This window comes from Streptomyces sp. NPDC046197 (genome assembly GCF_040646295.1).
Classification (GTDB): Bacteria; Actinomycetota; Actinomycetes; order Streptomycetales; family Streptomycetaceae; genus Streptomyces.
Genome location: NZ_JBEYZY010000054.1, coordinates 1 through 17,443, shown reverse-complemented (window position 1 = coordinate 17,443; position 17,443 = coordinate 1). Strand labels below are relative to the sequence as shown.

The window sequence follows — 17,443 nt, the reverse complement described above, 5'->3', positions numbered from 1 at the left end:
ACGTCGCCCCCGGACGGTCGCAGCATGAGCGCCAACCCCATCCCGCCCCTGCACCTGTACTCCGTGCCCAGCGACCCCGAGGCGCCCCCACGGCGCCGCCGAAACGGGAGCGCCCACGGACCGCATGGACGGCCGATCAGCTCATGGCCGCGCACTTCCCCGAGCCAAAATGGGCCGTGCCCGGCATCCTCGCCGAAGGCGTCAACGTGCTCGCCGGACCGCCCAAGGTCGGCAAGTCCTGGCTCTCCCTCGGACTGGGCCTGTCCGTCGCGGCCGGCGGCAAGGCGTTCGACTCCGTACCCGTCCAGGGCGGCCCGGTCCTCTACCTCGCCCTGGAAGACACCCCACGCCGACTCCAGACCCGCATGGGCAAGATCCTCGGAGGACAGCCGGCCCCCGCCGGGCTGACCCTGGTCACAGAATGCCCGCCCTTCCCCCAGGGCGGCACCGAGGCCATCGCACAGTGGCTGGAGCGCAACCCCGACGCGCGCATGGTCGTCATCGACGTGTTCGCCAAGATGCGCGGACAGGCCCCGGCCGGGGTGTCCGCCTACGACGCTGACTATGTCGCCGTCGGCTACGCCAAGCGGCTCGCCGACCACTACGGCGTGGCCGTCGTCCTGGTCCACCACGTCCGTAAGGCAGGCTCCGAGGACTTCCTGACCGAGGTCTCCGGCACCAACGGCATCGCCGGAGCCGCAGACGCCACGCTCGTGCTGAAGCGCGCCCGTGGGCAGGCGGACGGCATCCTGCACGTCACCGGCCGCGATGTGGACGAAGCCGAGTACGCCCTCAGCTTCCAACCCGCCTCCGGCGCCTGGCACCTGCTGGACGGCCCAGTCACCGACCACACAGTCAGCGACACCCGCGCCACGATCCTGCGCTACGTCCGCACCCACCCCGGCGCCAAGCCGAAAGACATGGCGGGCGAGCTGCCGCACGTCGACCTTGACACGATCCGCCGCACCTGCAACCGCATGGCCGACGCCGGCCAGCTCACCAAGGACCCCGGCGGCCGGTACTACCCGGACACCGACACCCGGACACAGAGCGCCCAAGAGGTGTCCGCACTGTCCGGCTGTCCGGGCACCCGCTCTGAACAGCGCGAATACTCCGGACAGTCGGAATTGGAGCTGTCCGACCTGTCCGGCCCGAGCAGCGAAGGGGGCGCCCTGTGACGACAGCACTTCCCAGGTCACGAGACGAAAAGCTCACGCTCGCTGAGGTCTGCAAGGACCTGAAGATCTCGCGCTCCACGTTCTACGACTGGCGTGCGAAGGGGCGCGCTCCGCGCTGCATCAAGCTGCCGAATGGTGACATCCGGATCCGGCGTAGTGACTACGAGAACTGGCTGGACGATCGTGAGGACTGCGCCTGATGGATGGCACGACGTACAACGTCAAGATCTGGGCCATCAGGGTCTACCGGGGCAAGCGCAAGACGACGTACAGCGTGCGCTGGGAACTGGATGGTAGGGAGTGGCGAGCACCGTTCGACACGAAGGCGCTCGCCGATGCCTTTCGCTCCGAGCTGGTGAGTGCCACACGCCGCGGAGAGGCCTTCAGCCTCGCCACGGGGCGCCCGGTCTCCCACCAGTCTGGGGCGAGTGCAGTGAACTGGTACGACTTCGCTGTCCAGTTCTCAGACGCCCAGTGGCACCGGACCGGCGGGAACAACCGCAAGAACACTGCCAAGACACTCATGGCGACCACCGTCGCTCTGCTGCGTGCAGAGCCGACGGCGTTCCGTCCGGTCGACGTGCGCACCGCGCTGCGGGAGTTCGCGTTCAACACGCGCCGCCGCGAGGACGCTCCTCCACAGGTGGCCTCCATCCTGAAGTGGGTGAAGCGCAACACTCTGACCATGGCCGCATGGGAGGACCCCGCCAAGGTCGAGGAGGTACTTCGGACCGTCGACTCGAAGTTGGACGGTACGCGCGCCGCGGCAAGCTCCGTCAAACGCAACCGGCGGATCCTGAACGTGGCCATGGAGTACGCCGTCAAGCACCGGATCTTGCGAGCGAACCCCCTGCCGAAGGGGAGAGGGGCGGCGCCCCAGACGTCGTCCGCCGTGGACAAGAGGTCTCTGCTCAACCCGGAGCAGGCTGCGCGCTTGCTCGGGTGGGTACGCCGGCGTCCACGCGGCGGCAAGCGGCTCCATGCCTTCTTCGCCACGATGTACTACGCCGGGCCGCGACCCGAGGAAGTCGTGGCGATGGGCGTGGCGGACGTTCGCCTGCCGGACGAGGACGCCGAAGACCAGTGGTGTGAGCTGTTGTTCCACACGGCTCAGCCGGAAGTCGGGAAGAACTGGACGGATGACGGCGAGATTCACGAAGAGCGCGGGCTGAAGGGACGTGCTTCGGATGACACACGCGTCGTGCCGGGACACCCGTCGTTGACGCGGATCCTGCGCGAGCACATCAAGGAAGAGAACCTGAAGCCGGGGGATCTTCTGTTCCAGGGTGAGAAGGGCGGCATGCTCGCAGGCTCGGTCATCCGACGGGCGTGGCGGACCGCTCGCGCGGGAATGCTGCATCCGGAGGAATTCGCCTCACCGCTCGGCAAGCGGGTGTACGACCTGCGGCACACCTGCCTGACCAACTGGCTGAACGACGGCATCCCGCCGGCGCAGGTGGCTGAGTGGGCGGGCAACAGTGTCCCCGTCCTGCTGGCCATCTACGCCCGATGCATCTCGGGCCACCTCCAGGACCTGAAACAGCGGATTCTGGCACGTGGCGACCTCCCTGAGCTGTCTGAGACCGGCTGACGGCGACCCGAAGAACTCCTCCGTGTACGCATACACCCACTCGGTGACAGCCGAACAGCGCCGGACCCGCCCTGCGATTAGCGGGGCGGGTCCGGCGCTGTTCTGTATAAACCCGTTGAGATCACGTGTTCCGACGCCAGTAGCGCATGGAGGCATTCTGGCGACTGGAATAGATACGGAGACGCTTTTCGCGGTTAGCCGCTCTGCGTATCTGCACGCATGACGCTGGGGAGACCGGCGCCTTTATGCGATCCTCTGACTTCCATGCAACAAGCGCACCTAGGAGGGCTCCGACGCCAAGCACAATGAGGTCGGTCGCGTGTTCAACCCAAAAGCGCGTGTCCCGGTTAGTACACGTCACCGAAAACTGCCCCTCTCCGCTTAAACTTTGCCAGATTACTTTGTTTTGCGGCTGCCGCTGTCCCTCAGGCGTGATCTCTGATAGGGATTTACCGGACGGGCACGCCTCCGTTGTCTGGAGCCAGTACCAATCGGTCCCGAGGAATTTGTCTTCCCGGAGGGAAACCTGAAGACTGTCGAGCCCTGGCCGCGTAACCCCATCATTGGTTTTGAACGAAAAACCCGCAAGAGATTGCCCTGGTGGAAGTATTACCTGAACATCCGGCGGCGCGCCGCCCTTACGGGCACTTGCCCATCCTCTGGTAATTGATACCGAGAAATCCTTAGAGTTGGAGGGCAATGGAAAGTGGACTACGCATCGAGATGCGATGCCGCCGCTAACTGTGACGTCCTCGGTATACCAGCCGCTATTGTCGAGGGAGGTCGTGACGTACAGATATATTGAATTCCTTTTCATTCCTCCGGTGCAATCAGTGACTGGTGTTATGTTGGCCAATTCCCCTGGGTCTCCGCTAGGACGGTCGGCAACTATGGTGGCGCAGCCCACAAGGATCATGGCAATTGCGAGGATCGTGAAGAAACCTCTCACTATGGCCGGTCTTGGTTTCCAGTGATGGAATCTCTCACGCATGTGAACGTTTCCTCGCCGTCTGATGCACGTCATATGTGACACTCGTATCGAGGCAGTTGTTGCGGAAAGAAGCTTAGAGAATTCGGAGAGAGAACGCGCTTCGCGCTGCGGATAACCGCCCCATCTCCCAATATCACCCACACGGCTCATGGCTGCATGTCGGCAAGGCGCGCAGAGGGTATGACGTTGGGGCCAGGATCTGCGAGGCTCGCGCCAACGTGGTTGGTAAAGCCGTGGAAGCGACCGCCCCAGCCAGGGCGTAACGTGTCGCTGGCCTCAGATGGCTGACTGCTGTGTGCGCGGCCCGGGTGCCGGGCGGGCTGGAGCGGGGCGCAGGCCTGGTTGAGGGCCGGCCGCGCGCGGTGAGCGGAGCGAGCCGCTTTGATGCGACAGGAAAGTCTCCTCGGTCTGCGCCGCCATACGGGCCTGAACCGGCAACCGCTCCTTCCAAGTCGCGGGGATGGTGTCCCAGTCGTAGACCAGACGTATGGTGTTGCGGCCCCCGGTAGAACCGATGTTGGCGCAGCCCCGTGACCAGTTGCCTCCGCCCGGAGCGCTGCCCGGCGGCTTGGTCTTTCAGCCCAAGTTCGACGGCTATCGTGCCCTGCTCTTCACCCCCAGCCTGGTTCTGGGCTCGGCGGTTCTGCAGTCCCGTCGGGGCGCCTTCATTCAGGGGCGCTTTCCCGACCTCGGCCAGGCCGCGGGGAATCTGCCTGATGGCCTTGTCCTCGATGGCGAACTGGTCGTGTGGGATGGCGAGCAGCTGTCCTTCGAGGCGCTGCAGCGCCGTGCGGCTTCCAGTGGCCGGACAGCCGTACGGCTCGCCGAGGACCTGCCCGCGCACTTCATCGCCTTTGATGTCCTGCAAGCCGCCGGGCAGGAGTTGCTCCGTGAGCCGTACGGGCGTCGACGCGAGAGGCTGGAGGGTCTGTTCCGCGAGCATGGGCTGAGTACGCCGTGGACGCTGTGCCCCGAGACAGGCGACGTCCGGACTGCACAGGAGTGGCTGGCCTCCTGGACGCAGGTGCCAGGCCTTGAGGGGCTGGTGATCCGCGGGCGGGACCAGCGGTACCTTCCGGGCGTTCGGGGTTGGTACAAGATCCGCCGCAGGAACACAACTGAGGGCATCGTCGGGGCGATCACCGGCACTCTGCCCCGCCCGCAAAGCCTCTTGATGGGCCGCTATGACCAGGACGGAGCCTTGCATCTGGTCGCCCGTAGCACTCAGCTGTCCCCGGAGGCGGCCCGGCGCCTCGGCGGCAGGCTCACGGCTGCCAGGCCTGGGCATCCGTGGGAGGGCGTGCGATTCACGACGTCGTGGGCGTCTCGGTCACCCCTCGACGTCGTCCTCGTCGAGCCCACGCTGGTTGCGGAGATCGACGTGGACACCGCTCAGGACAGGGGGGTCTGGTGGCATCCGGTGCGGTTCATCCGCCTCCGTGAGGACATGGCGCCACAGGACGTTGCCGCCTTCGGCGAGGGCGCCGTGCCGGCCGCCGGGTGACCGCACGTTCAGAGCTGCCCTGTGCATCTCAAGGCAGCTGTGGAACGTCAAGCAGCGGATCTTGGCGCGAGGTGATCGCCCCGACCTGCCCGAGACCGGCTGACGGCCGCCGGAGAACTTCGCCGCGTATTTGCCGCAGCCACCCGCAGAAACCCGGTGACAGCCGGACGGCGCCGGAGCCTCCCCGCGACCACTGGGGGCGGGTCTGGCGCTCTTCTGTGTGCGGCTACACCCGCTCTGACCAGCAAAAAGCCCTCCCGCGGGGAGGGCTGAGGCTGGGCGCCCCCGGCAGGACTCGAACCTGCGGCCAAGCGCTTAGAAGGCGCCTGCTCTATCCACTGAGCTACGGGGGCCGGGTGTGGTGGCCTCTGTCGTGGTGCCCGGGTCAGGGCTGATCCGTGACGTTGCCGGGGACAAGGATAGGGCTCTTGTGTCCTCGTCCCTGTTGCTTCGCCTCCGTGGCTCAATGTGGAGGTTCGGTGAAGCGGTCCTGATAATCGCAGGCAGGTACGAATCGTGCACCGCTTTTGGCGGCTCACGCACCGGGTGTTGTGCACTCGTTATGCCTGGACTGTGCCCGCGTCCCAGTCATCCCTTCCGTCCCTTGTGTTCTATCGGCGCGCAGACATGCTCATATGCTTCAGAAATCCCCCAAAATTGGGCATTCTTCGCATGTGGTGACCTTGGACGTACGGCCTCAGCTGCTCGACGCACTCTCCGCCCTGCGCGACCGTGTCGCCGCCGCACGCTTCCCGCTGCCCCTCCCGGGGGCTCCACGCGCGCGTGCCAACCGCGACGAACTGCTCGCGCAGCTCGATGACTACTTGGTGCCCCGGTTGACGCAGCCCGAAGCGCCATTGCTGGCCGTTGTGGGGGGATCGACCGGCGCGGGGAAGTCCACGCTCGTCAACTCCCTTGTCGGGCGGCGGGTCAGCGAGGCGGGGGTGCTGCGGCCCACGACGCGGACTCCGGTGCTGGTGTGCCACCCTCAAGATCACCACTGGTTCAGCGGCATGCGTATCCTGCCCGACCTCACGCGCGCGTGGGAGCCCGCACATGACCCCTTGGACGACCTGCTGCCGACCGACGACGACGGCTCCCGAGTCCTGCGCATCGAGACGGTCGACACCCTGCCCGAGGGCCTCGCCCTCCTCGACGCACCCGACATCGACTCCCTCCTCGCCGACAACCGGGCCCTGGCCGCCGAACTGCTCTGCGCCGCCGACATCTGGGTCATGGTCACCACGGCGGCCCGCTATGCCGACGCCGTGCCCTGGCACCTGCTGCGCACCGCCAAGGAGTACGACGCCACCCTCGTGACCGTGCTCGACCGGGTACCCCACCAGGTCGTCTCCGAGGTCTCCCGCCAGTACTGTGCGCTGCTCACCAAGGCAGGGCTCGGCGACGTACCGCGGTTCACGGTCCCCGAACTGCCCGAGTCGGCCTGGGGCGGCGGACTGCTGCCGGCCAGCGCCGTGGCGCCGCTGCGCACCTGGCTCGTCCACCAGGCGCAGGACACCACGGCCCGGCACCAGGTCATGGCCCGCACGGCCACCGGCCTGCTGAACTCGCTGAAGTCCCGGCTGCCCGAGCTGGCCGGCGCCGCAGCCGCACAGTACGCGGCCGCACTGCGGCTGACCTCCGCGGTCGACAGCGCGTACGACAACGAGCTCGCGCGGGTACGGGGGCGACTGCACGCCGGGGCCGTGCTCGCCGGGGACGCCCTGAAACGGTGGCGCGCCTTCCCCCTGGACTGCACCGCCACCGAACTGCTCGACGCGCTCGTGGAGAGCCTGGCGGCCCTCATCCTGTGCGCCGTCACGGCCGCCGACGAACGCATCGAGGACGCCTGGCGGCGCGAGCCCGCGGCGGGCGCCCCCGGGCTGGCCGACCGCGGTCCCGCGACGCAGAACGCCGAGCACCGTATCGGGCTGGCCGTACGGCGGTGGCGGCGGGAACTCGAGGAGTACGCCGAGGAAGAGGTGCGGGAAATGGACCGGAGCGTCACCCCGGATTCCGAGGTCGTCGCCGCTCTGGTCGCCACCAGCCTGCTGGGCGGCCGCCGGGCCCGGGCAGCGGGCGAGAGGCTGGCCGAGCGGGTCGGGGCGCAGGGGGCGCTGCGGCTGCGCGACCGGGCCGACCGGCTGCTCGCCGACTACCTGGACCGCGCCATGCACACCGAACGCGAGCGTCGGCTGGCCCCGCTCGACGCGCTGGAAGTGCATCCGGAGCCCCAGGCCGAACTCATTGCCGCGCTGTCCGTACTGCTGAAGGAGAGGTGACCGGTGACCGCCGTCACTGACCAGGACCACAGGGAACACGCCGATCAGACGGAGGACACGGGCTCCGAGGGCGCAGCGGACACCGAGGACGGTACGAAGGCAGGGGGCCCGACGAGCGCGGTCCGCGACGAGGCCGGGCGCCGTACGGACGCCGGGCACATGGCCGACGACGAGGATGCCCGGCTCACGGAGGGGCAGCCTGCGGACGCCCAGCGGCCCGGGGGCCCCAGGGACGTGATCAGCGACCTGCGCAGCCTTGTGGAGAGCTCTGTGGAGAGCTCTGTCGAGGGCTCTGGGGCGGGCTCTGCGGAGGGCTCCGCCGACGGGCCCCGTCCGGTGGAGGGCACGCCGGCAGAGGCCGCTTCGTCCATGGGTGCCCGGGCAGCGAGTGCAGGTGCCCCGGGCGGGGGCGCCGCCGCCGAGCGGCTTCCCGAGGGGGGCCGGGAGGCAGCCCGGGAGGCAGCCCGGGAGGCGGCCCGGGAGGCGAACACCGAGGGCGGCGAACGCCCTCGACCACGGGCGGAGGACGAGCACGCGCGCGTGAAGAGCGACGCGCGCCGCCGCGACCGCCACGCGCGCGTGCAGAACGACGTGGAGCGCGTCGGCGGTCTCCCGCACACGAAGGGGAGCGAGACCCCGGGCCGTACGGAATCCGCGGACGTCTGGGACGACGGGCTGATCGCGCGGCGGGTGACCGAGGCCACCGCGGCCGAGCAGGTGCCGATCGTCGCGACCAGGCCTTCCCGCCCCCAGCGTGTGGCGCCGCTCGCCTACGACGGGCCACTGCGGTCGCGCCTGGACGCGCTGCGCGAGCTGGTGGGCCTGTCCCGCACCCGCCTGGACACCCGGACGCTCGCCGAGGCCGGCCGCGTCCTGGACGAGGCGGCGGCGCGGCGGCGGCTCTCCGGGCAGCACACCGTCGTCGCCATCGCGGGCGCCACCGGCAGCGGCAAGTCGCAGCTGTTCAACGCGCTCGCCGGCGTGGCCATCTCGGAGACCGGCGTACGGCGGCCGACCACCGCGGCACCCATCGCGTGCAGCTGGAGCGACGGCGCGGCCACCCTCATCGACCGGCTCGGCATTCCGGGGCGGCTGCGCAGGCGCCCGGTCCAGGGCTCCGACGCGGACCCGCAGCTGCGCGGGCTCGTCCTGGTGGACCTGCCCGACCACGACTCGGCCGCCGTGCAGCACCGCGAGCAGGTGGACCGCATCCTGGCGCTCGTCGACGCCGTCATCTGGGTCGTCGACCCCGAGAAGTACGCCGACGCCGTCCTCCACGAGCGGTACCTGCGCCCCATGGCGGGCCACGCGGAGGTCATGTTCGTCGTCCTGAACCAGGTCGACCGGCTGCCCGGGGAGGCCGCCGACCAGGTCCTCGACGACCTGCGACGCCTCCTCGACGAGGACGGGATCGCTCTGGGGGAGTACGGCGAACCGGGTGCGACCGTGCTGGCGCTGTCCGCGCTCACCGGGGACGGCATCGGCGAACTGCGCGAGGCACTCGGTCACTTCGTGGCGGAGCGGGGCGCGGCGGCGCGGCGGATCGCGGCGGACGTGGACGCCGCCGCGGTGCGGCTGCGGCCCGTCTACGCCACGGGGCGGCGCGCCGGGCTCAGCGAGGAGGCGCGCGAGGAGTTCGCCGCGCGGCTCGCCGACGCGGTGGGCGCCACCGCCGCGGGTGAGGCCGCCGAGCGTGCCTGGCTGCGCAACGCCAACCGCGCGTGCGGCACGCCCTGGCTGCGGCTGTGGCGCTGGTGCCAGGACCGGCGCGACCCTCCCACCGGGCGGGTCGCGGTGCGGGCGCAGCCGGACGAGGAGGCCACGGCGCGTCAGCGTGTCGAACAGGCGGTGCGTACGGTGGCCGACCGGGCCTCGGCCGGCCTGCCTACGCCCTGGGCGCAGGCGGTGCGCGAGGCCGCCGTGCGCGGGGCGCAGGGGCTGCCCGAGGCGCTCGACGAACTGGCGGCGCGGGCCGGGCTGCCCCCGGGGCGGCCGCCGCGGCCCGGGTGGTGGCCGGCGGCGGTCCTGGCCCAGGCGTCGATGACGCTCCTCCAGGTGGTCGGGGGACTGTGGCTGGTGGGCCAGATCATCGGGGTCGTCACGCCGAACCTGGGGGTCCCGGTGCTGCTCATGGTGGCCGGGATCATCGGCGGCCCGGTCGTGGAGTGGAGCTGCCGGATCGCGGCGCGCGGGCCGGCCCGGCGCTACGGGCAGGATGCGGAGCGCCGCCTGCGGGAGGCGGCCGCGGGCTGCGGCCGGGCCCGGGTGCTCGATCCGCTCGCGGCGGAGCTGCTGCGCTATCAGGAGGTGCGGGAGCAGTACGCACGGGTCCAGGGAGCCGGGGCCGGGGCAGGGGCGGGGGCGGAAGCCGGGACCGGGAGGTGAGCCGGGGGGCGGCCGGGTCGTGGCTCGGTGGTTCGGCCGTCTCCGATCATGAACCGCTCCACGACAGAGTGGCTCAGTGGGCTCGATGGCTTGGTGGCTCGCCGGTCCGGCAGCTGGGGGGTGGCTGAGTTTCGCGGCCTGGTGGTCCGGCAGTTCGGGGGTGGCTGAGTTTCGTGGCCTGGCGGTCCGGCAGCTGGGGGGTGGCTGAGTTTCGTGGCCTGGCGGTCCGGCAGCTGGGGGGTGGCTGAGTTTCGCGGCCTGGTAGTCCGGCAGCTGGGAGGTGGCTGAACTTCGCGGCCTGGCGGTCCGGCAGTTCGGGGGTGGCTGAGTTTCGCGGCCCGGCAGCTGGGGGTGGCTCAGCTCCGTGACCGGGTGGTTGGGCAGCTCGGGGGCGCTGAGCTCCACGTTCTGGCGACCGGACAGCTCAGGGGCAGCTCAGGGGCAGCTCAGCTCCGTGACCTGGCGACCGGGGAACACGGCGGCGGGTGGTGGTCGCATCCTCGGCGTGATGGGGGCGCCCTGTGGACGACGGTCCCTCGTTCGGGTGGCGGAGTTTTCCACAGGCGCGGGCTTGTCCACACCCGTCAGTGGGCTCGGCCCGGCGCAGGCAGTCTGACCACGTGGCGATCGCGACGAACGCGGCCGTCACGGCAGACGCAGCCGTACGGGACGGGCCCGTACGCGCATCACCCGGCGCGAAGCGGCCGGACGAGGGAGGGGTTCGAAATGAACGAGACGTTGGTCTGCACCGTGGGCAATGTGGCGACGCAGCCGGTGTACCGGGAGCTGGCGTCGGGCGCGTCGGCGAGGTTCCGGCTGGCGGTGACCTCGCGTTACTGGGACCGCGAGAAGAGTGCCTGGACGGACGGGCACACCAACTTCTTCACGGTGTGGGCCAACCGCCAGCTCGCCGCGAACACGATGGCGTCACTGAGCGTGGGCGACCCGGTCATCGTGCAGGGCAGGCTCAAGGTGCGCACAGAGGTCCGCGACGGTCAGAACCGGACCTCGGCGGACATCGACGCGCTGGCGATCGGCCACGACCTCGCGCGGGGCACGGCGGCGTTCCGGCGCACGGGCAGGCCGGAGTCGGCGAGCTCCCCTGCGGAGCCGGAGCCGAGTTGGGAGACCCCGGCTGGGGACACCCCGGGCGACGAAGCCCAACGGCGCCCGGAACCAGCCGCGGTGACGTGACGTCAGAGAGACGCCGGCACTGCTCCGACCGAACTGCGGCTTATCGACGAGTGCGCTCCGGAACGACCCAGTGGATTTGTCGATAAGCCCTGCTCGTGGGCGGTTGTTGGCGATAACGATTCCGATTCGGATCAGTCATCCGACGATATGACTGGGGAGCGTGGTGCGTGCCCGGTCCTTAGGATGCCGGGACAGCTCTCGTGGCTTGAGATTCTGCTGGTGGGACCGTACCCCCCACGTCAACGGGTCCTGCTGGAAGGGGAATTCTGTGTGTGCTTGGTTCGCTGCGCCTTCCGCGGGCAGGCGAGGGGCGGCCCGCCTCGCGGCCGCGACTGTCGTGTCCGGGTTCGTCGCGGTCGGTGTGCTGACCGGCGCCGGCCCGGCCGCCGCCGACGGGACACCGCAGAGTCAGGGCGGGGCGACGGCCACCATAGGCAGCCTCAAGACCTATGGCACCGCCGTCGTCCATGACACCGGCGGGGAGTACCAGGTGTCCGCGGGACTGTTCGAGATGTCCGTCGACGGCGGCGGCACCCTGCAGACGTACTGCGTGGACATCCACAACCCCACACAGAGGGACGCCAAGTACCACGAGACACCCTGGAGCGGCACCTCGCTGGGTACCAACAAGAACGCCGGGAAGATCAACTGGATTCTGCAGCACTCCTATCCACAGGTGAACGACCTCGCCGCGCTCGCCGCCAAGGCGGGGGTCGGGAACCTGACCGAGCAGGACGCCGCGGCGGGCACCCAGGTGGCGATCTGGCGCTACTCGGACGGCGCCCACGTCGACGCCCTGGCCCCGCAGGCGGAGAAGCTCGCCGACTACCTCCACAAGAGCGCCCGTAACCTGCCCGAGCCCAAGGCCTCGCTGACTCTCGACCCGCCCGCCGTCTCGGGCCACCCCGGCGAGCGGCTCGGACCGGTGACGGTGCACACCAACGCGAGCAGCGTGACGGTCACCCCACCCGCGGACGCCGCCACCAGCGGTGTGCGGATCGTCGGCAAGGACGGAAAGGCGATCACGTCCGCCAAGAACGGCAGCCAGGTGTTCTTCGCGGTGCCGAAAGACGTTGCTGGGGGCGTCCGGGCGCCGAGCGGCGCGGGAGGCACGGCCGCGCTGACCGCGCAGGCCTCCACCACCGTGCCGGTCGGTCGCGCGTTCACCTCCGACAGCCGCAGCCAGACACAGGTCCTTGCCGGTTCCAGCGAGTCGACGGTGTCCGCTACCGCGACCGCCACCTGGGCCGACAGGGGTCCGATACCCGCACTGTCCGCGGCGAAGGACTGCGCCAAGGGCGGGGTGGACATCACTGCGGCGAACAAGGGCGACAAGGCGTTCACCTTCGAGCTGATGGGCGCCCGGCACAGCATCCCGGCCGGCGGGTCCGAAACGGTCACGATCCCGCTCCAGGAGGACCAGCCCTACGACTTCACGATCAACGGTCCGAACGGCCAAGGGCAGCGCTTCACCGGCGTCCTCGACTGCAAGACCCAGGGCGGCGCGGGCGGCGCGGCGGTCCAGACGCTCAGCGAGCCCCGCCCCGCGACGGTCGGCGGCAGCTCCGGCGGCACGAACCTCGCCGAGACCGGCGGGACCAGCACGACCCCGCTGATCGCGGCCATCGGCCTCAGCCTGCTGGTGCTGGGCGTCACGGCCCTCAGCATCGTCCGCAAGAAGAAGACGGCCCAGGACTGACCGAGGCCCTGGCCCCGGGCTGGAGTGGTCGGGCCGTGCTACGGGTCTGACCTGCTCCCGGGTCTGACCTGCCACCTGGACTGGCGAGAGGGGATCAGCCGGTGTCGAGTGCCTTGCGCAGGACTGCTGTGGCCTGCTCGACCGCGGCCGAGGCGGCCTGCGTCCGTCGTAGCGGGTTGAGCATCATGAAGTCGTGGAAGATGCCGTTGTAGCGGACGGACACGGTGGGAACCGTGGCCGCCCGGAGCTTGGCGGCGTACGCCTCTCCCTCGTCGCGCAGCACATCGTTCTCATCGGTGATGAGCAGCGCCGGCGGCAGGCCGGAGAGGTCCTCGGGGGTGGCATTCAGCGGGGAGGCGGTGATCTCGCTGCGGACCGAGCGGTCGGGGGCGTAGGCGTTCCAGAACCACTCCATGGCCTTGGCCGTCAGCCACGGGCCGTCGGCGAACTGGCGGTAGGAGCCGGTGTTCTGGGCCGCGTCGGTGACGGGGTAGTACATCGACTGGTGCACGAAGACGACATCGCCGCGCTGCTTGGCCAGCAGGGTCACGGCGGCGGTCATGTTGCCGCCGACCGAGTCGCCCGCCACGGCGAGCCGGGTGGCGTCCAGGCCCTCGGAGGCGCCGTCGCGCGTGATCCAGCGCGCCGTCGCATAGGCCTGCTCGACCGCCACCGGGTAGCGCGCCTCGGGCGAGGGCGTGTACTCGACGAAGACCACGGCGGCCGAGACGCCGACCGCCAGCTCGCGGACCAGTCGGTCGTGTGTTCCGGCGTTGCCGAGGATCCACCCGCCGCCGTGGATGTACAGCACGGCGGGGAGCATGCCCTTGGCGCCGGGGGGCTTCACGATGCGGACCCTCACATCGCCGACCTCGGCCGGTACAGTGATCCACTTCTCGTCGACCTCGGGCTTCTGGATCGGCGCCGCCTGGATGTCGTCGAGAACCTTCCGTGCGTCCTGCACGGTCATCTCGTAGAGGAAGGGCGGCTTGGACGTGGCGTCCGCGAGCTCCTGCGCCGCGTGCTCCAGGACGAGTTCGGCCATCACTCATCACCCTCTTCGCGGGGACCTGGGATCTGCACTGCGTCAGCGGGCGCCGCCCCGCTCCTGCTCGCGCCGCGCGTGCCGGTACAGCCGCGAAACCAGAGGCACCCGCGGCGTGCGATCCGCCAGGAATGGCCGCGCCGCCGGGAGTGTGCAGGCCCGCCGGCCGGGCATTGGTTACCTGCCAAGCCTAGGTTGAGGGGCAGGACCCGTCGACCGGAGAGGCGGATGCCCCCGCGGCCCGCCATACCGGCCCCCGCCCCGCCAGGGCGTCACCACCGGAGGCGAAGCCCCAGGTCAGAGCCCCCCGCCCATACGGGTTTCCGCTCAGGGGTGGCGGTCAGGCAAGATGGGGTGTTACTTGCCAGGAGAGGGCATGAAGAGGCCCCTCACCAGCGGTTTCTTCGCCGATGAGGGGCCGTGTCAGGCGGCTCGGGCCGTCTCTGGGCCGTCATCCGTCTTGGGGGGTGTGTCCAGCGATGCCAGTGGTGTAACTCGGTTGTCGGATTTTAGCGGCGGGCGGCCGAGAGTCGTCCGTCGAAGGTGATGTCGAACGCTTGCAGCGCCGGCTTCCACCGGATCGCCCAGCGTCGGCGCCCTGTCCCGGTCGGGTCCAGGCTCATCACCGCCAGATACACGCACTTCAGCGCGGCCTGCTCCGTCGGAAAGTGCCCGCGGGCGCGCACAGCCTTGCGGATGCGGGCGTTGATCGACTCGATGGCATTGGTGGTGCACACGATCCGGCGGATCTCCACGTCGAACCGCAGGAACGGCACGAACTCCGACCAGGACGACTCCCACAACCGCACGATCGCCGGGTATTTCTTCCCCCACGTCTCGGCGAACTCCACGAACCGCTCCAGCGCGGCGTCCTCGGTCGGCGCGGTGTAGACCGGCTTCAGGCCACGCGCGATCTTCTCCCAGTCCTGCCGCCCGCAGTACTTGAACGAGTTGCGCAGCAGGTGAACCACGCACGTCTGCACGATCGTCGCAGGCCAGACCGCATTGACCGCGTCCGGCAACCCCGTCAGCCCGTCACAGACCAGCATCAGCACGTCCGCGGCGCCGCGGTTCTTGATCTCGGTCAGCACCTGGAGCCAATCTTTTGCGCCCTCACCCCCGTCGCCGACCCACGGGCCGAGGATGTCGCGGTGGCCCTCGGCGGTGACCGCTACGGCCATGTAGACGGGCCGGTTGGCGACCTGCCCCTCCCTGATCTTCACGTTCACACAGTCGATGAAGACGACCGGGTATACCGGGCGGTTTCCATCGGTCGTCGCGACAACCCGATGGAGACCACGTCATGCCCAGGTACGCGCCGAACCAGCTGCCGCTGAGGGTGCCTAAGAGGTACTTCGAACTGCGTAGAGGTGGCCTGAAAGGGGCAGCCGCTGCCCGCCAGGTGGGGCGTATCCGTCAGCTGCGGGTCGGTGTGGTTCATCAAGGCTGGGAGCATGATCTTGCCCGACAAGCCTATCGATGCCCGTTATCTGACCCAGGACGACCGGATTGCCATCGCCGATGCTGTGCACGCCGGCCGCTCCGCGGCCGCGATCGCCGACGAGCTCGGCAAGCACCGCTCCACGATCTACCGAGAGCTGAAGCGCGGCCGCAAGGCCGACGGCTCCTATAACCCCTGGTGGGCCCACAACCAGGCGATTCTACGCAGACGACGCCCGAAAATAGGGAAAAACAGGAGCGGGGAGCGCAGTGGGCGCACTCCTCGTCCGGACGATGCTTGGCTAGCGCTCCGTTGCCGTTGGAGCGCACTGTTGGTGCGTACAGCAGCGAAGTACAGCAACCACAGCAACCGGTCCCGTCCCGTGGCGTCCTTGTAGACCCGAAGTGTGGCCTGTATGACCGTCACTGACCGATCTATTTAGAGCTACGGATCAGAAGGCCACCAGCATCCCGAACAACACGAGAGCCCCTCGACGATCTTCGAGGGGCTCTCGCGCATCTGCGATCTACGAAACAACCGCAGGCCAGAGCGCTTCCCTGTTCGGCTTAGCTTCCCAAGCTGGAGCGGAAACGTGGTCAGCCGACCGTATAGCCACGCTCGCAGGCGGGGTACATGTGCCCATCAGGATGGCTCGTCCATTCGAGTGCTGGTCGTCGGGACCTGCCCCTTCTCGTCTAATGAATGCGCCCACCGCTGTTTGATCAGCCGGTGCAGCCGGTCACGACGACTGGACTGCCAGTGCAGTTGCTGGGGATGTTGTTCTTGATTTCGGAGTCCTGGACGGTGAAGGGCACGTTGGTCCAGACACCGCCGGGAGCGGTTGTGGCGTCGTTGCGTTGGACTCTGCTGCGGTCCAAGGTGACGGTGCCGTTGGTGTTGTAAATGCCTCCGCCCTGTGAGTTGGCCGGGCCATTGGCACTGTTGCCGTCCACAGTGCTTTCGTGAAGTGTGAGTTGCGTACCGGTACCGGTGTTGTAGATGCCGCCGCCCTTGCCGTTCCCTCCAGCGACGGTATTGCCGGTGACCTCCGTTCGCTCCAGTGTGAGCGTGGCACCTCCGTTCCAGATGCCTCCACCGGTAGTGCCGGCGGTGATGTTGTTGGTGAGGCTGCTGTCGACGAACTTCACCGTGCCTCCGTCGATGTCGATGCCCCCGCCGTCGAGGCGGGACGTGTTGTCTCTGAGGGAGGTGCGGTGGAACTCTGCTGTGCCGGATTCGTGGTCGACGGCACCACCGAAGGTATTCGCATAGTTGTAGGTGAGGCGGGAATTGTAGACGTTCACCGTGCCATCGGATTGAAGTCCCCCGCCGGTGTCACCGTTGTTTCGGGTGAGAAGACTGTCCTTGATGGTCGCGGTGCCGCCGAGGGCGACATCTACCCCTCCACCCAGGCTGTCCGCGGTGTTGTCAATGACAGAACTGCTCTCGAGCGAGAGGGTTCCGCCTGACTGCACTCGAATGCCGCCGCCGTCGACCGTGGCGTGACCATGCCTGATAGTCAGGTCGTCAATGCGGAGGTCACCACCGGATGCCACGTCGAAGATCCGGAACGGGCCAGCAGTTGGCGAGTCGCGAACGATGGTCGCGTCGCGGCCCCGGATGGTGAGCCGCTTGGTGATGGGCGGCAACCCGTCTCCGTCCACGTACGCCGTAGTGAGGTGGTACGTGCAGTGTCGGGCGAGGATCAGGGTGTCTCCCGCGGCGGCATTGGCGATCGCCGTGGTCAGGGCGGACGTGTCGCAGCTCACTTCGGTCCCGTCGCGGGTCGCGGAGGCGGGAGTGGCCGTCAGGCCGGCGGCCGCGGCAGCGACCGCAGCGGTCCAGCACATACTGACGCGTCTCATGAGGTCTCCTTGCGGGCGCCGGACCGCCTCACTGTGTTGCACGGAGGGGCCGCTCTGGGTGTCGGATACATAAGATGAAACGTGGGACTACCGGCTTGATTGACTGCTGCTCCGCGCCTCACCCGGGCGGAGTAAGCGATTCATCCGAAGGGCGGGAGCTCTGATCACCACTGCTAGTGCCCCGGCAGGCAACGTTCGCCCGTCAAGGAGTGACGTCCGGTGCGTGCTCTCGGCGTGCCGGCCGGAAGTCCTCGTACTGGACGTACTT

General features: G+C 69.0%; 11 protein-coding genes, 1 tRNA gene and 1 pseudogene. 9 read left to right on the top strand and 4 right to left on the bottom strand.

Going from position 1 to position 17,443, the window contains the following annotated elements; all coding sequences use genetic code 11:
• Nucleotides 1-143: 143 nt before the first annotated feature.
• From AB0A61_RS38160 to AB0A61_RS38145, 4 genes are all read left to right on the top strand, one after another.
• A complete protein-coding gene (locus AB0A61_RS38160) occupies nucleotides 144-1,178 on the top strand; it encodes an AAA family ATPase (RefSeq protein WP_361303339.1) in 1,035 nt (344 codons plus the stop codon).
• Nucleotides 1,175-1,378 carry a helix-turn-helix domain-containing protein gene (locus tag AB0A61_RS38155; RefSeq protein WP_361303336.1) on the top strand — a complete coding sequence of 68 codons (204 nt, stop codon included), beginning with the start codon at nucleotides 1,175-1,177 and terminating at the stop codon, nucleotides 1,376-1,378. Before AB0A61_RS38160 ends, AB0A61_RS38155 begins: the two co-directional genes overlap by 4 nt.
• Nucleotides 1,378-2,769 (top strand): site-specific integrase, encoded by a 1,392-nt coding sequence (locus AB0A61_RS38150; RefSeq protein ID WP_361303333.1) that lies wholly within the window; start codon nucleotides 1,378-1,380, stop codon nucleotides 2,767-2,769. The genes AB0A61_RS38155 and AB0A61_RS38150 overlap by 1 nt, the downstream gene beginning before the upstream one ends.
• Before the next feature lie 1,505 nt (nucleotides 2,770-4,274).
• Complete coding sequence (locus tag AB0A61_RS38145; protein WP_361303330.1) at nucleotides 4,275-5,264, top strand: ATP-dependent DNA ligase; 990 nt, start codon at nucleotides 4,275-4,277, stop codon at nucleotides 5,262-5,264.
• Between the two features lie 280 nt (nucleotides 5,265-5,544).
• On the opposite strand, the gene AB0A61_RS38140 is transcribed toward AB0A61_RS38145, so the two are convergent.
• A tRNA-Arg gene (locus AB0A61_RS38140) sits at nucleotides 5,545-5,617 on the bottom strand.
• A gap of 321 nt (nucleotides 5,618-5,938) precedes the next feature.
• On the opposite strand from AB0A61_RS38140, the gene AB0A61_RS38135 reads away from it, so the two are divergent.
• The 4 genes from AB0A61_RS38135 to AB0A61_RS38120 all read left to right on the top strand — a co-directional run bounded on the left by AB0A61_RS38135 (nucleotide 5,939) and on the right by AB0A61_RS38120 (nucleotide 12,824).
• Nucleotides 5,939-7,546: a GTPase domain-containing protein gene (locus AB0A61_RS38135; RefSeq protein WP_361303327.1), complete on the top strand. Its 1,608-nt coding sequence runs from the start codon at nucleotides 5,939-5,941 to the stop codon at nucleotides 7,544-7,546.
• A 3-nt stretch (nucleotides 7,547-7,549) separates the two neighbouring features.
• Complete coding sequence (locus tag AB0A61_RS38130; protein ID WP_361303324.1) at nucleotides 7,550-9,931, top strand: YfjP family GTPase; 2,382 nt, start codon at nucleotides 7,550-7,552, stop codon at nucleotides 9,929-9,931.
• A gap of 726 nt (nucleotides 9,932-10,657) precedes the next feature.
• Entirely contained in the window at nucleotides 10,658-11,125 is a 468-nt protein-coding gene (locus AB0A61_RS38125; RefSeq protein ID WP_361303321.1) for a single-stranded DNA-binding protein, read from the top strand.
• 268 nt (nucleotides 11,126-11,393) lie between these two features.
• Nucleotides 11,394-12,824, top strand: a complete 1,431-nt coding sequence (locus tag AB0A61_RS38120) for a Cys-Gln thioester bond-forming surface protein (protein WP_361303319.1) — start codon at nucleotides 11,394-11,396, stop codon at nucleotides 12,822-12,824.
• A 94-nt stretch (nucleotides 12,825-12,918) separates the two neighbouring features.
• On the opposite strand, the gene AB0A61_RS38115 is transcribed toward AB0A61_RS38120, so the two are convergent.
• Together AB0A61_RS38115 and AB0A61_RS38110 are read right to left on the bottom strand one after the other, a co-directional pair.
• Complete coding sequence (locus AB0A61_RS38115) at nucleotides 12,919-13,869, bottom strand: alpha/beta hydrolase (RefSeq protein WP_361303316.1); 951 nt, start codon at nucleotides 13,867-13,869, stop codon at nucleotides 12,919-12,921.
• 509 nt (nucleotides 13,870-14,378) lie between these two features.
• A pseudogene (locus AB0A61_RS38110) lies at nucleotides 14,379-15,134 on the bottom strand (IS256 family transposase); the annotation flags it as partial.
• Nucleotides 15,135-15,323: 189 nt separating this feature from the next.
• Between AB0A61_RS38110 and AB0A61_RS38105 the strand changes: the two are divergent.
• The gene (locus tag AB0A61_RS38105) at nucleotides 15,324-15,707 is read left to right on the top strand and encodes a helix-turn-helix domain-containing protein (protein WP_361303313.1); all 384 of its coding nucleotides are present in this window, start codon (nucleotides 15,324-15,326) and stop codon (nucleotides 15,705-15,707) included.
• A 325-nt stretch (nucleotides 15,708-16,032) separates the two neighbouring features.
• Here AB0A61_RS38105 and AB0A61_RS38100 read toward each other — a convergent pair whose 3' ends face one another.
• A complete protein-coding gene (locus AB0A61_RS38100; RefSeq protein ID WP_361303310.1) occupies nucleotides 16,033-17,175 on the bottom strand; it encodes a hypothetical protein in 1,143 nt (380 codons plus the stop codon).
• Between the last annotated feature and the right edge of the window lie 268 nt (nucleotides 17,176-17,443).